Here is a 15,146-nt window from a genome sequence, read left to right as displayed (position 1 = left end):
CCACAACGGCTCCGGGCACCACTTCTCCACATCGTCCATCGTTGATCAACGATACCGCCTACCTTGCAACACACCCAAACGAGATGCGGTCTAAGGTGCAGCCCGAGACCTTCAGTAAGTTCCAGGAGCTTCAGAACGTTTACGAGTACCTGGCGACCAGTCTTCGAGATGCTGGCGACCAGCTCGCCAGATCGGGTTTTTCGACGTCGGTGCGGCGAACGGATGAGCGGATAACGCTGCGCGTCGAACGCTTGGGAAGCACTGTCTACGCGCTCGACATCATGTTCGGGAGAGGGCTGGGCCATGATGACCAACTGACGTTCAGCTTCCACGGCGGCAGCGGTTACAACGCCTGGCTAGAGGTAGTCTACGACGTAGAAGCGCAGCGTCCGGCCGTGAAGGTGTTCGACCTGTCGCTGCTCTCGAACTTCGGTAGATCTGATGAGGTCATATCGAAAGAAGAATTCTTCCAGAAGTTATGGGATCGAATCGTCGAGTCCGTCCAGCGCCAAGTTCGATAGTGATTGCGGCCGAATCGCCCTCGACCCTGCGCTCGGTCATGCGACGGCTGCGTGGCTACGCGGTCAGCGGCATGACCGGACGTGCCGACGTGGTGGCGAGCTGGCGGGTTCACCGCTTGGGGCCGGTGCCCGAGGTGGCGTGTGCGTGTTTTTCGACGCCGTAGTCGATGATGCCCTGCTTTTTCAGCCCGTTGGTGTAGGTGGTGGATGGGCGAATTGTGGCGGTCCAGCCGGACACGCAGATCGTGGAGCCGATCGTGGCCTGGGTGACGTCCGGGTTTGTCGCCCCCGGGGTGCAGGTCGGATCCGGCAGCGGGAGGTAGGCCTGCGAGCACGACGCTGTGGTCGACAAGGAGCCAGCGGCGATGCCGCCGGAGGCGTAGGCGGGAGCAGCGATCAGACCGGCTGTGACGGTGACCGCCGCGGCAGTAAGGCAAACGCGAAGTACGGGGCGGCTCATCCTGTAGTCCTTTCGCAGAACGACAGCGAGTCTGTCGAGCCGGTCGATCAGCACACCGGGTCGGGCGGTTGGCGTCTGCCGGCGGATGGTCAACCTCACGACCGCCCGGGCTTCGCTGCTACGTTCGGTGACAGCAGGTGCACGAAGGGGGGAGGCTGTGTCGGTGACCGAGGTCGGATACCCGGTGTCGATCAAGGGTGTGCTAATCCGGGATGGCCGAGTGGTGCTGGTGCACAACGAGCGCGACGAATGGGAGCTGCCGGGCGGCCGAATCGAACCCGGCGAGACTCCCGAGCAAACCGTCGCTCGCGAGATCGCCGAGGAGGTCGGGCTGCCGGTCGAGGTCGACGAGATCCTTGATGCCTGGGTGTACCACATCGCCGTGGCCGCGAAGGATGTGTTCATCGTGACCTACGGCTGCACCACGACCTCCAGCGCCGCGCCGGTCCTCAGTCACGAGCACAGCCGGATTGGTGAGTTCTGCGAGGACGAGGTCTCCGAGCTGCGAATGCCGGAGGGGTACAAGCGGTCGATTGCCACCTGGTTCGACCGGCTCCGCGCCCGGCAAGCAACGGTGGTGTCAGGCGGTGAGCGCCAGGGGAGTGGTCGGGAAGTGGTCGTCGAGGAGGGCTCGTAGGAGGTCAGGCAGCTGAGCCGGCAGCAGCTTGTCCGGGCAATCGGCAAGGTCGATTGCTGACCACCAGCGGCGCTCGATGAGCCCGGCGCGCTGCCGGATGGTGGTGCGCGGTGCGGTGTCGTCCGTGCGGGCGAGGTAGACGTGGTCGATGCGGTGGTGTGGGGTTCCATAAGTCTGTCACCGGTTCTGAACAGCAGCTTTACGCTGCCCGTTCGTACTCGTTGATCACGCCTCCGAGTACCTGCTGTTGCTTGATCCGATGCGAGCTGAGGTCTGCCACGGGGTGGGTCGGCCGGGGTGGGGGAAGCTCGCGGGAACGGTGTGGTCGTCGACCGTTGTAGTGCCGGACGTACTCGGCGAGCACGGCGTGCACGAGGTTGCGGATCTGCTGTGTGGTCCACCTGCCATCCGGGTTCGTGGTCGTGCCGAGCACGTGGACGTAGCGGCTGCCGACCTCCAGCACGAAGAACACGTACATCCGCCGGAGGGTGAGCGCGCAGTCGACGTGGAAGAAGTCGCACGCCAGCATCGTCGAGGCCTGCGTACGCAGGAACTGCCGCCAGGTCGTGTCGGTGTGCCGGACCGGCGCCGGAGCTATGCAAGCACGCTTCAGGATCCGCCGGATCGTCGAGGCCCCGACCCGGTGTTGGAGCTTGAGCAGCTCACCCTGAATCCTCTTGTATCCTCAACGGTGGTTCTCCCCGGCCATCCGTTCGATCAACCCGGCGATCACCTCGTCGACGGGCGGACGCCCGTGCCGGTGTGGATAGGTCCACTTCGCGGCTACCAGCCGACGGTGCCAGCGCAGGATCGTGGCCGGAGTGACCAACCGGTGTGTTCGCAGTGCCTTGGGCAGCAGCCGGACCAACGCCGTGAAAACAGCCCGGTCCGCCCGCTCCAGGCGAGGTTTCGAGGTGCCTCTACGCAACACGGCGACCTCGTGGCGGAGCACCAGTAACTCGACGTCCTCCGACGCCGGCGAGCGGCCAAGCAACACCAGCAGACCCACCAGCCGAAGGAAGATCAGAGAGAGCAGACGCAACGCCATGGCCGGCGATCATGCCCCGCCTACCAAGCGTGCCCATTGCCCCAGGTCCGATGCATGAACGGACTTCTGGAACCCCACAGGCAATGCCGTGGTGACGAGCTGTCGCACGTGCCGAGGTCAGCTTCGACCGGCCTGGAGCTGTTGGAGCTGGGCCGCGACCGCGACGGCGGCCTCGTGTTTGCCGAATGTCTGCCACAGTTGAAGTGCCCGGCTCAAGTGTGTCCGCGCTGCCACCGGGTCCTCGTACCCGATGTCCAGTTCGCCGAGCAGTTGCCAGCAGCTGGCCTCGCCCATCCGATCCCCGTCGCGCTCGAACACCTTGGCCGCGTGGGTCAGTACCTCGGCCGTCCGCGCGCTGTCCCGGCGCCCCGCGTGCACCCGGCCCATGCGCAACAAGGTGTACGCAACGCATCGTTCGTCGTGCAGGTCGTCGAATATGTCATGAGCCGTCTGCAGGCATTTCAGTGCTTCGTCGGAATCCTCATACAACCGGCTCATCTCCCGGAGCACAACGGCTTCCCGGTGAACGTCGCCCAGCTTGCGCGACAGCGCCAGCGCTTCGTCGAACCAGGCCCGGGCATCGGCGGTCCGGCCCTGTGCCAGGTGAATTCTCGCGACGCCGTTGCGCAGCTGAGCCTCGATGTGGTGGTCGCCGGTGGCGATCACCAGGTCCAGTGCCGTGATCGCCTGGTCGAGCGCATGCTCGTAACGGCCGTGCACGCGCTCGATCGTGGCGAGGGCCGCCGTCGCGAGTGCTTCGCCGCGCCGGTCGCCGGCTTGCCGGTAGAGCGCGAGTGACCGGTGCAGGTTGGGTGTCGCGCTGTCGAACTGGTCGCGGTAGATCTGTACCTGCGCGAGATCATTCAACAGCACCGCTTCGCCGCGTCCGTTCCCCGCTTCGCGCACGGTGCCGAGCGCGATTTCGTGGCCGCGCAGCCAGTCCTGATGCAGGCTCCTGAGGTCGTAGTACGGCACCATGGCGACTGCCAGTTCCCAGGCCGCCTCGTGCAGGCCCCAGTCGGCGGCCAGCGCGACCGCGTCGAGCAGGGTGGCACGCTCGGCCTCGAACCAGCCCAGGGGGTCGCCGGCGGCCCGCCGCCGGACGTCCGCGGGGCCGGGGCGCCGTGGTGCCGCGCCGGGAGTCGGCCGGAACAGGCTGGGTGGCAGGTGCCCGGCCGCGTGTTCGGCGAGGTCCAGCCAGGTCGCGAGCAGGTGCGCTACGGCCGCCTGTCGCGTCGGCAGGGGATACGTGGTCGCCGTTTCCGCGGCGTAGTCGCGCAAAAGGCCCGGCAGCCGGTAGCGGGGCTGGCCGGTCTCGTCGGTGCCGGAGATTTGGACCAGATTGGCGTCCAGCAGGAGGTCCATGATGTCGTCGGCATGGGCCCGGTCCACCAGCGGGCCGAGCACCCAGGACGGTACCGGTCCGCAGAACAGGCCAAGCAAGGCGAAGCCCCGCACCGCGTCTGCGGGCAGGGACCGCAGGCTCAGCTCGAAGCTGGCCCGCACGCCGAGTTCGCCGACGCGCAACTCGTCGAGCCGCTGCGATTCGTCGTCCAGCCGTTCGGCCAGCACGCGCAACGGCCACTTCGGCCGCCCGGCCAGCTTGGCGCCGGAGATGCGGATCGCCAGCGGCAGGTTGCCGCAGGCCCGCACGATCGCGTCCGCCTGCTCGGGTTCGGCTGCCACCCGGGATTCGCCCACGATGGAGGTGAAGAGCTCGCGGGCCGTCGCGGGTTCGAACACGTCCAGTTCGACGTGCCGAGTGCCGGGCAGGTCGCTGATCGGCCGGCGGGTGGTGATGATCACGGCACAGCTGCCGGTCGAGGGGAGTAAAGGTCGTACCTGACCGGCGCTGTCCGCATCGTCGAGCACGATCAGCATGCGTCTTCGGGCCAGCATCGATCGGTACAGCGCTGCTCGCGCTCGCAGGTCGTCCGGAATCCACTCGCCACGGACGCCCACCGCGCCGAGCATGTCGGCCAGCAGGACAGCGGGATCCCGGGGCCGCGGTGACGTTCCCGCGAGGTCCAGGTAGAGCTGGCCGTCGGGAAAGCGCGCGGCCAGGGCGTGCGCGGCGTGCACCGCCAGGCTCGACTTGCCGACGCCCGGCGCGCCGGTCAGCGCCACGACCGATGGCGGCCCGTCCTCCGAGCCGGAGGACACCGTGCCGGAGACTCGCGCCAGCTCTTCGGCACGGCCGGCGAAGTCGGGGATGTCGGGCGGCAGTTGCCGCACCGGATCCACCCGGGAGACAGCCTCCGTCAGTGCCGGGTCGGCACGCACGATCTGCTCGTACCGGTGCCGGATGGACTGGCCGGGATCGACGCCGAGCTCTTCGGCCAGGAGCGTGCGCAACTCGAGGTACCCGGCCAGTGCGTCGGCCTGCCTGCCCTGCCGGTAGAGGGCAAGCATCTGAAGCTCACGCAATCGCTCCCGCAGCGGGTGGCGCGGGACGAAATCGGCCAGCCGCGACACCACCTCGGCGTGCTCGCCGAGCGCGAGCTGTGCCTCGGCCCAGTCCTCCAGCGCACCCGCCCGCGCCTCGGTCAGCCGGTCCGCTTCGGCCTGGACCATCGGTGTGGCCGGGACGTCCTCGAACGGTGAGCCTCGCCAGAGCGCGAGCGCCGCGTCCAGCTGCCGCGTCGCCGTGCCGGCGTCGCCCGCGCGCAGCGCCGCCCGGCCCTGTTCGGCCAGGGTGGTGAACCGGCCGGCGTCGATATCTTCGAAACCGGCGCACAATCGGTAACCCGGTGAGCAGGTAACCAACAGCTGATCGCGATCGGCGTTCAACAACCGCCGGAGCCGGGCCACGTAGCCGTAGATCTGGTTGTCCACCGTTTTCGGTGGACGCTCACCCCACAGTTCGACGGCGATCCTGTCGGCCGAGACCACACGGTCCGGCTTGGCCAGCAGCACGGCCAGCAGGGTGCGCCATTTCGCCGCGCCGACGCGCCGCCACTCGCCGTCGTCGAGGAACTCGAGCGGGCCGAGAACCCGAAACCGCATGTTCCTCCTTGTCGACATCACGCCACTTCAGCCGGATCTAAGCAACACGACGTACACGCCGAATACAGGTTGCCTACACATCCGGTTGTCACTGTCTGTCCCCGCAGGCGCATCGCGCCTGGTCAAGCTCGAAAAGCGGGGTGTGCGGCCCTGCCGGCCAGGGAGGCATGGCGCGGATGGCGCGACGGAAATCACGTCGATTGCGGTTCCTGTGGCTGGGGTGGGGGGCAGTGTCGGCCCCGGCCAAGCTCGTCGCGGTGGGCCTCGTCGCCGTCCTGGTGGGCGGTGTCGCGGCCGACGGCCTCCTCGGGCTGCCCGCCGGCGGCGGGCTGGGGTACGCGCACGGGCCCGCGCAGCGCTGGGGATCGGCATCGTCGGCCGATGCGCGGACCACCGGCAATCCGTCACGCAACCGCACGCTGCCGGACACGCTGCGCAGCCGCTACCCCGCCGTGAAGTGGCAGCAGAACGCGGGATCCGTCGGGACGCCGCCCGCTCCCGCGACGACGGGCTTCGACCCGGCGACCAGCCGTGAGCTCCCCGAAGCGCGGACTGCCAACGACCGGACCTATGCCAACACCGACGGCACCGAGACCACCGAGTTCTCCACCGTGCCGGTGAACTACCGCACGCCGCAGGGCTGGGCGCCGATCGACACCACGCTCACCGCGGACGGCGGCTCAGGCTGGCGAAACACCGCCGACTCCGCCGGGCTGCGCTTCGCGCCGACGTCGGCCGGTCAGTTCGCCACCATGACGACGGACGCCGGGCAGGTGTCCTTCGGCCTCGACGGCGCTTCGGCGGTCGACGGCACGGTGAGTGGCAGCGCGATCACCTATCCCGGAATCCGGCCGCACGTGGACCTCAAGCTCGAGGCGAAGCCGGGCGGAGTCAAGGAAACCCTGGTCCTCGACTCGTCCGCGGCCCCGACGTCGTACGTCTTCCCGTTGCGGCTCGACGGCTTGACCCCGCACCTGGACCACGGCCAGGTACTGCTGGCCGACGCTTCCGGCGCCACGAAGGCGGTCATCCCGGCGGGGGACCTGCTGGACGCGGGCGCGGCGCGGTCGGCCGGAGTCACCTACCGGCTCGTGACCTCCGGCGGCGGGCCGGCGCTCGAGGTCACGCTGGATGCCGGATGGCTGCGCGATCCGGCGCGGCAGTACCCCGTCCAGGTCGACCCGACCGTGCAGCTGCCGGTGAACGGGGGAGCGGCCGACGACGCCATGTACGTCCAGGAAGGCGTCGGCTCGGCCAAGGGTGACCAGGACCTGCTCGTCGGTACCGTGAACGGGCACAATTCCGCGTCCTACATCAAGTTCTCGAGCCTGGTCGGCAAGCTCCAGTACCACACGATCTTCGGCGCGCAGCTCTGGCTGACCGAGTACAATTCGGACTCCTGCAAGCCGCGCGAGCTGAACGTGCACCCGGTGACCGGCTCGTGGTCCGGCGGTTCCGGCTACAGCTATCCGGGCCCGGCCGTGGGTGGTTCGCTGGCGAGCAAGTCGTTCGCGCACGGCTATATCGCGTTCGGCCACTCGTCATCGGACTGCCCGACCGCGGGCGAGACGATCAACCTCGGCACCGCCGGGCGCGATCTGGTGCAGCGCTGGGTCGACGGCACCCAGGCCAACTACGGCCTTTCGCTGCGCGGCTCGACGGACTCGTTGTCCGGCAAGTGGTTCACCGGTACCGCCACGGCCAACCCGCCGAAGCTGTACGTGACGCACAGCCCGTACAACGCGACGTACTCGATCCCCAACCCGGTGCCGAACCCGGCCGTGCTGCAGAACCAGGACGGCAAGATCAAGGTCGCGGTCACCAACAAGAGCGCGGCCGCGTGGGCGCCTGGCGACTACTACCTGGCCTACCGCGCCTACAACACCGCCACCGGCGCCTCGGTGACGCAGCAGCGTTCGGCCAACCTGACCTCGACGGTGGCCAGGGGCGGACGCGTGACGCTGGACGCGACCATCAAGGCCCTGCCGCCGGGCAAGTACTTCCTCGACTTCACCATGGTCAAGACCGGCGGCCCGGTGTTCACCGACCACCAGGTGCCACCCGGGCGCCTGGTGTTGCAGGTCTTCGACATCCCGCCGGTGGTCCAGGAACTGTATCCGCCCAACGGATACCAGGCACAGACCCTGACCCCGCAGCTGTGGGCGCGGGCACTGGACATCGACGCGCCACCGGGTTCGTCGCTGCAGTTCAAGTTCCAGGTCTGCCTGCGCGACGACTCCGGAAATCCGGTCAACTGCACGGATTCGGGCTATCAGGCCAAGCAGGCGTGGACCGTGCCCGCCGGGACACTGAGCTGGACCAAGGCGTACATGTGGCGTGCGTACATCAAGGACGCCAACAACGAGGTGAACTCGCCGTACTCGACGATCCTGACGTCGGTACCGCAGCCGGACATCACCTCGCATCTGGCCGGCGACCGGAAGCAGGCCTTCGACCCGGCGGTGGGCAACTACAGCACCGCGGCGGTCGACGCCACGATCGTGACGGTCGGGCCGCAGCTGAGCCTGTCGCGTACCTACAACAGCCTCGACCCGCGCCGTGACGGCTTGTTCGGCGCCGGCTGGTCGACGACCTACGACATGAAGCTGGTGCCGGACAACGACGGCTCCGGCAACGTCGTGGTGACCTATCCGGACGGTCAGCAGGTCCGGTTCGGCAAGAACGCCGACGGCAGCTACGCCGCGCCCGCCGGTCGTACCGCGTCGCTGACCGTGGACTCGACGTCCTGGAAGCTCCTGGACAAGTCCGGCACGACGTACCAGTTCTCGCTGGCCGGCCGCCTGAGCCGGATGACCGACAACGCGGGGCACGCCGTCGTCCTGACCTACGACACCAACACCGGCAAGCTGTCCAAGGCACAGGTTTCCAACAGCGTGACCAACACCGCGGGGCGCGCGCTGAACTTCTCCTGGACCGGCAACCACGTCTCCTCGATCCAGACCGACGCGGTCAACGGTGCTCCGCTGAGCTGGGCGTACACCTACACCACCGACGTGCTGAAGACGGTGTGCGGGCCGGGAAACACCTGTACAAACTACGACTACACGGCCGGTTCGCACTACCGGAGTGCCGTGCTGGACTCGCATCCCGAGTCGTACTGGCGGCTCGGCGAACCCGACGGCACTTCGGCGGCCAGCGAGATCTCGGTCAACCTCGGCAAGGACGTCGGCACGTACGCCAACGTCACGCTCGGCACGGCCGGTCCGCTTGCCGGTTCGACGGACACCGCGGCGTCCTTCAACGGCACGACGTCCTCGGTGAACCTGCCGAAGGGCACGCTGAAGAAGAGCCGTGACGCGGCGGTCGAGCTGTGGTTCAAGAACTCGCTGACCGGTTCCGGCGGCCCGCTGCTCGGCTACCAGGACAAGGCGCTGGGCACCGCGTCCACCACCGGCGTGCCGGTGCTGTACGTCGGCACGGACGGCAAGCTGCGTGGGCAGTTCGCCACCGGCAGCATCAACCCGATCACGTCGGCGACCGCGGTCAACGACGGCAAGTGGCATCAGGTCGTGCTGTCCTCGATGGGCACCACGCAGACCCTGTACCTGGACGGCGCGAAGGTCGCCGACCTGACCGGCAAGCAGATCGATGCCTCGCTGCTGACCTTCAACCAGGTCGGTGCCGCCTACGCCACCACGCCGGCGTCGTGGCCGTCATGGGGCACCGCGGCACAGCGGTCCTACGCCGGGGCCATCGACGACGTGTCCCTCTACAGTGGACCGTTGGGCGCGGCGATCGTCGCCGCGCACTACAAGGCGGGCACCACCGCCGCCGACCAGCTGGCCAAGGTGACGCTGCCGAGCGGCAAGGTCGTCGCGTCGGTGACCTACGACGTCGTGCGCGACCGGGTCAAGGAATACACCGACCACAACGGCGGCACGTGGAAGCTCGGCACGCCGACGGTTTACGGCGGGGACACCGATCTGCGTCGCAGCGTGGAGGTGCTGGACCCGGCGAACCGGCCCAGCCTGTACGAGTACGACGCGATCGGCGGCTGGCTGCTGCGCCAGGGCAAGCCCCTCGGCATCGAGGCCCGCGGCGAGGACAAGCCGGGCGAACCGGCCGAGACACCGCCGCCACCGGTCGAGAGCTGCACGCAGCCCGATCCGAACGATCCGGCGTTCTGCACCACCATTCCCGGCGACTCCGGCGGCCCGGTGTTCGTCCGCTACGACGCCGACGGCGTGAGCATCCGGACGTACGGCTACGACACGAACGGCAACCTCGCCACGGTCACCGACGAGAACGGCGACTCGACGTCCATGACGTACGACGCCCGTGGTGACGTCATCTCGACCACCACGTGCCGGGCGGTGAACGACTGCCAGACCTCGCGCACGACGTACCCGGCGACGATCGCCAACCAGTACGACCCGAAGTCGTACCTGCCGACCGAGTCCCGCGACGCGCGTTCGGCGAGCGCGACGGACAACACCTACCGGACGACGTACGCGTACCACTCGACCGGCCAACTGGCTACGCAGACGAGCCCGGACGGCAGCCAGATCGTGAACACCTACACCTCCGGCGCCGAAGCGGCGTTCGGCGGCGGCAGCGATCCGGCCGGGCTCCCGGCGACCACGACGGACGCGCGCGGCAAGGTGACGCGGTACGCCTACTACGCCAACGGCGACCTGGCCCAGGTGACCGCGCCGTCCGGGCTGGTCACGCAGTACACGTACGACGCCATCGGCCGTACGACCACGAAGAAGGAGATTTCCGACAGCTTCCCGGGCGGGGTCGTCACGACCTACACCTATGACGGCTGGTCGCGCCCGGCGACGGTGACCGAGGCGGCGACGACCGACGCGGTGACCGGCGTCAAGCACCAGTTGCAGACCACGACCACCTACGACGCGGACGGCGACCCGACCCGCGTCCAGGTCGCGGACATCAGTGGTGGCGGCGACCCCGCGCGGGTCACCACGACCGACTACGACGAGCACGACCGGCCGATCCGGGTCACCGACCCCGACGGCAACGAAACCAGCTCCGGCTACGACCAGTTCGGCAACCTCACCTCGGTGACCGACCCGAACGGCAACCACTACGACTACGCCTACACCGCGCGCAACAGCGTCGCCGAGGTGCGGCTGCGGAACTGGCACAGCGATCCGGCGGGCGCACCGCCCACCGGCACCGGCGACTACCTGGTGCTGCAGGCCTACAGCTATGACTTCGCGGGGCGGCTGGCCAGTTCGACCGACGCGATGGGCAGGCGGACGGAGTACCAGCGCTACGGCGACGGGCTGCTGCATCGCGCGGTGCTGAAGAACTTCCACAATGCCGACGGGTCCACCAAGGACTATGTGCTCGAGGACGACAGCTACGACGCCGCGGGCCACCTCACCAAGCAGGTGACCGGCAACGGCACGACGGTCACGCAGCACACGCCGGACCGCAACGGCCGTCCACTGTCCACGGTGGTCGATCCGGGTGGGCTCGCGCGCACGACCGGCTTCACCTACGACCCGGCCGGGAACGTCACCCATGTCGCGGTTTCCGGCAAGGCGTCGAACGTGCCGTGGATCGTCTCGGCCACGCCCGCGACGACCGACTACACCTACGACGACGCCGGCAATCGCCTGACCACGACCACGACGGACGGCACCACGTCGCGCACCACGACGTACGCCTACGACCAGCGTGGCCTGCCGACCGCGGTGACCGACCCGCGCGGCAACGCGGCCGGTGCGGACAAGGCGGCGTTCACCTCGCACCTGAGCTACGACGAGCTGGGCCGCTCGATCGGTGTGACCGGACCGGTCCGGCCGGTCGAGTCCGGCGGGAACCCGGCAAGCCCGGTCGCGCCGACGACGAAGGTCGGTTACAACACCTTCGGCGAGAAGGTCGAGGTGACCGACGAGCTGAACAACACCACCCACGTGGCCTACGACAACGCGGGCCGGATGACCAGCCGGACCGCGCCGAGCTACCTGCCGCCGGGCGCGAGCCAGGCGCTCACCCCGACCACGCGGTACGAATACGACGCCAACGGCAACGTCACGACGGTCACCGATCCGCGCGGCAACGTCATCCGCGGCACCTATGATCAGCTCGACCGCACGGTTTCGGTCGACGCGCCGAGCACGACCAACGACGACCGTGCCGTGACGTCGTACACCTACTCCCGTACGGGTGCCGTCCTGTCCACAGTGGACCCGACCGGCGCGCGGAGCGAGTCCACGTACGACGATCTGGATCGCCAGGCGACCGGAACGCAGGTCGAACGCCGTCCGGTGTCGGCGGCATACACCACGCTGATCCGCCACGACGACGCCGGGAACGTGGTCGGCCAGACCTCGCCGACCGGGGCCACGACGGTCAACGGCTACGACGCCGTCGGTGAGCTGACCACGACGACCGACCCGTCCGGCATCCCGGCCCAGTACGGGTACGACTTCGCGGGTCGCCAGGTCCGGGCAACCGACGGCCTTGGCCGCACTTCGCAGACCGGCTACGACCTGCTGGGCCAGGTGATCGCCTCGGCCGACCTCAAGCCGGACGGCACCACGCTGCGGACCTCGCACTACGGCTACGACCTGGCGGGCAACCGCACTTCGGTCACCGATGCCTTGCAGGCGACCAGGACGTTCGCGTACGACGCAGCGAACCAGCTGGTGAGCCAGGTCGAGCCGGTCGACGCCAAGACGAGTATCACCTCGTCGTTCGGCTACGACGCCGCGGGCAACATGACCCGCTTCACCGATGGGCGCGGAAACGCCACCACCACGACGTACAACAGCCTCGGCCTGGTCGAGTCCACGATCGAGCCGGCCACCGCGGCCCAGCCGAACGCCGTCGACCGGACCTGGACCACCAGCTTCGACGAGAACGGCAACGCGGTCCGCGACGTGGCACCGGGCGGGGTCGTCCAGCAGGTGACCTACGACGCGGCGAACCGGCCGACCGACGGCACCGCCACCGGTGCCGAGACGCCCACGACACCGCGCCACCTCGGCTACGACCTGGCCGGGCGCGCGGTCAGCACCAACGCGGGCGCCGGCACGAACTCCTACGTCTACAACGACCGCGGAAACCTGCTCGGCTCGACCGGTCCTTCCGGTACCGCAGCCTTCACCTACGACGGCGACGGCAACCAGACCAGCCGGGCCGACGCGGCAGGTACGGCGAACTACGGCTACGTCAAGGCGCGGCTCGATTCGGTCACCGACGGGCTGACCGGGGTCAAGGAGCAGCTGGGCTACGACGGCGCGGGGAACGTCAAGACCGTCGGCTACGGTGCCGGGCGGGTGCGGACATTCGGGTACGACGACTTCGGCCGGGTCGCCACCGACGTCCTGACCAACTCGGCGTCGCAGCAGGTCGCGAGCACGACGTACCACTACGACCTGGACAACCAGCTGTCCGACAAGACCACCGCGGGCACCGCGGGCGCGGGCACGGTCAGCTACACATACGACCAGTCCGGGCGGCTCACCAGCGACACCACCGGTGGCGTGACGACCGGGTACGAGTGGGATGCCGCCGGAAACCGGACCAAGGCGGGGCCGGCCACGGCCACCTACGACGAGCGCAACCGGCTGTTGACGGCGGGCGGCACCAGCTACGCCTACACCGCACGCGGCACGCTGGCTTCGCAGACCGGTTCCGGTGGCACCGCGCAGTTCGGCTACGACGGCTTCGACCGGCTCACGTCCGCCCCCGGGCAGACGTACAGCTACGACGGGTTCGACCGGGTCGACAGCCGCAACGGCACCGCGTTCACCTATGCCGGACAAGACGACGACCCGGTGTCCGACGGCAGCGAGACCTATGCCCGTGGCTCCGGCGGCGAGCTGCTCGCGGTCCGCTCGGGCGGCAGCAACCGGCTGACCATGAGCGACCGGCACGACGACGTGGTCGGCGCGTTCGACCCGGCCGACACGGCGCTGAACGGACTGTCCGGATCGACGGCGTACGGCCCGTTCGGCCAGGTCACCGCGCACACCGGGACCACCGGCAACCTCGGCTACCAGGGCGATTGGACCGACCCCGGCACCGGCCGCGTCGACATGGGTGCGCGGTGGTACGACCCGGGCACGGGCTCGTTCGGCTCGCGCGACAGCGTGTCGTTGTCCCCGACCCCTTCCGGCAACGGAAACCGTTACCTGTACGGCAACGCCGACCCGGTGAACAGCACCGACCCGACCGGCCACTGGAGCATCAAGTTCGACCTGGTCGAGCAGGAACTCAAGATGCTCTACAACGTCGTGAAGCCGACCAGGATGGCGGACGACTCCTGCGAGGCCTACTACGGGATGTCCTGCGACGCCTTTTTCCGCAGTGCTCACAAAGAGTCGGTGCACGACATGTTCTGCGACACGCACCCATGGACCAGCCAGTGCGGTGGCGGCGGCCGGTCGCCGTACTCCTCGGGCGGCGGCGGCGGTGGCGGCTGGCACGGCGGCGGTGGCGGTAACGGCGGTGGCGGTGGCGGCGGTGGGTCCTATGTGGACTGGGCGAAGAAGGCTGCCGAAGAAGCCGCCGAGGCCGCCTACCGGCGGGCCCTGCGCATCACCGAGGAAGCGCGTGACGCCGCGGAACACGCGGCCAAGACCGTGACGATCGCGGTGGGCGCGGCGGCGACCACGGCCGTGACGAACCTGCCGACGCTGGTGTCCTCCGCGCCGACGGCGGCCGCGGCGGTGGTGTCCACAGTGGAGAACGTGGTCACCGACACCAGGGCCCAGGCCAAGAACATCTACCAGGCGGCGGTCGACGCGGCCGGGACGGTCGTCACCGTGGTGTCGGTGGCGTCGCAGGTCAACACCGAACCCGAGAACAAGACGCAGAACAAGAGCCGGCAGGCCCGGGACTGCCGCCAGCAGTTCCCGGAACCGTTCTACTTCGAGCGGGACTCGGCCAACGGCGACCGGGCCGTCGGTGTCATCGCCTGCGTCACCAGAGCGGATCTCGGCGAAGGCACCGGCACCAGTACGAAAATCAGGCCGCCCGGCTACCAGTGGGCAGGCACGTTCGTCAAGGCTATCGGCGGCGGGAGTCCCCGTTCGTGGGTCAACAACTGCCATTCGCTCGCTTCGGTGCTGGGCGGTAGTGGCACGGACCTGAGGAACCTGTCGACCTGCAGCCGCAGCACGAACGCCAACATAGCCGACACGGCCAACGACCGGGACCATTCGCCGAACATGCGCTGGTTCGAGGAGAAGACCGAGACAGAGCTGAAGACGGGCAAGGTCGACTACGTCCTCTACACGGTCATCCAGCACTACCACGGACCCCGCACGGTGCCCTACGAGTACGACATGAATGCCGAGGGCGCCGACCTCGAGACCGGAAACACGTTCTCCCTGCACAAGCCCATCGAGAACAAGGTGTGGAGCCCGAAATACCACAAATGGATGAACATGGGCGAGGGGATCAAGGACGGGAGACCGGTGCCCGTCGGAAGCACGCCGTAGCCACGAAATGGTAATCGCACAAGGAGAAAAT

At 68.5% G+C, this 15,146-nt stretch carries 6 protein-coding genes and 1 pseudogene; 3 read left to right on the top strand and 4 right to left on the bottom strand.

The features are described 5' to 3' along the window. Positions 1-521, top strand: a pseudogene (locus tag AB0F52_RS46485) (hypothetical protein); the annotation flags it as partial. A gap of 109 nt (positions 522-630) precedes the next feature. On the opposite strand, the gene AB0F52_RS46480 reads toward AB0F52_RS46485, so the two are convergent. Beyond that, positions 631-981 carry a hypothetical protein gene (locus AB0F52_RS46480; protein WP_360185328.1) on the bottom strand — a complete coding sequence of 117 codons (351 nt, stop codon included), beginning with the start codon at positions 979-981 and terminating at the stop codon, positions 631-633. Positions 982-1,138: 157 nt separating this feature from the next. On the opposite strand from AB0F52_RS46480, the gene AB0F52_RS46475 reads away from it, so the two are divergent. Further along, positions 1,139-1,618, top strand: coding sequence for an NUDIX domain-containing protein (locus AB0F52_RS46475; RefSeq protein ID WP_360185325.1), 480 nt, complete (start codon positions 1,139-1,141; stop codon positions 1,616-1,618). 199 nt (positions 1,619-1,817) lie between these two features. On the opposite strand, the gene AB0F52_RS46470 is transcribed toward AB0F52_RS46475, so the two are convergent. The 3 genes from AB0F52_RS46470 to AB0F52_RS46460 all read right to left on the bottom strand — a co-directional run bounded on the left by AB0F52_RS46470 (position 1,818) and on the right by AB0F52_RS46460 (position 5,672). Next, positions 1,818-2,147 (bottom strand): hypothetical protein, encoded by a 330-nt coding sequence (locus tag AB0F52_RS46470; protein ID WP_360185322.1) that lies wholly within the window; start codon positions 2,145-2,147, stop codon positions 1,818-1,820. Between the two features lie 156 nt (positions 2,148-2,303). Further along, positions 2,304-2,666, bottom strand: coding sequence for a helix-turn-helix domain-containing protein (locus AB0F52_RS46465; protein WP_360185319.1), 363 nt, complete (start codon positions 2,664-2,666; stop codon positions 2,304-2,306). A 117-nt stretch (positions 2,667-2,783) separates the two neighbouring features. Then, positions 2,784-5,672, bottom strand: coding sequence for a BTAD domain-containing putative transcriptional regulator (locus tag AB0F52_RS46460; RefSeq protein ID WP_360185316.1), 2,889 nt, complete (start codon positions 5,670-5,672; stop codon positions 2,784-2,786). 230 nt (positions 5,673-5,902) lie between these two features. Between AB0F52_RS46460 and AB0F52_RS46455 the strand changes: the two genes are divergently transcribed. Further along, positions 5,903-15,115, top strand: a complete 9,213-nt coding sequence (locus AB0F52_RS46455) for an RHS repeat-associated core domain-containing protein (protein WP_360185313.1) — start codon at positions 5,903-5,905, stop codon at positions 15,113-15,115. Positions 15,116-15,146: the final 31 nt, after the last annotated feature.

It is taken from the genome of Amycolatopsis sp. NPDC024027 (assembly GCF_040638975.1).
Taxonomy (GTDB): Bacteria; Actinomycetota; Actinomycetes; order Mycobacteriales; family Pseudonocardiaceae; genus Amycolatopsis.
This window is presented reverse-complemented; position numbering and strand designations above follow the sequence as displayed.

Bases quoted from the DNA above. Each gene is read 5' to 3' on its own strand.
- AB0F52_RS46460 (WP_360185316.1), bottom strand. From the start codon at position 5,672: ATGCGGTTTCGGGTTCTCGGCCCGCTCGAGTTCCTCGACGACGGCGAG.
- AB0F52_RS46480 (WP_360185328.1), bottom strand. From the start codon at position 981: ATGAGCCGCCCCGTACTTCGCGTTTGCCTTACTGCCGCGGCGGTCACC.
- AB0F52_RS46465 (WP_360185319.1), bottom strand. From the start codon at position 2,666: ATGGCGTTGCGTCTGCTCTCTCTGATCTTCCTTCGGCTGGTGGGTCTG.
- AB0F52_RS46470 (WP_360185322.1), bottom strand. From the start codon at position 2,147: ATGCTGGCGTGCGACTTCTTCCACGTCGACTGCGCGCTCACCCTCCGG.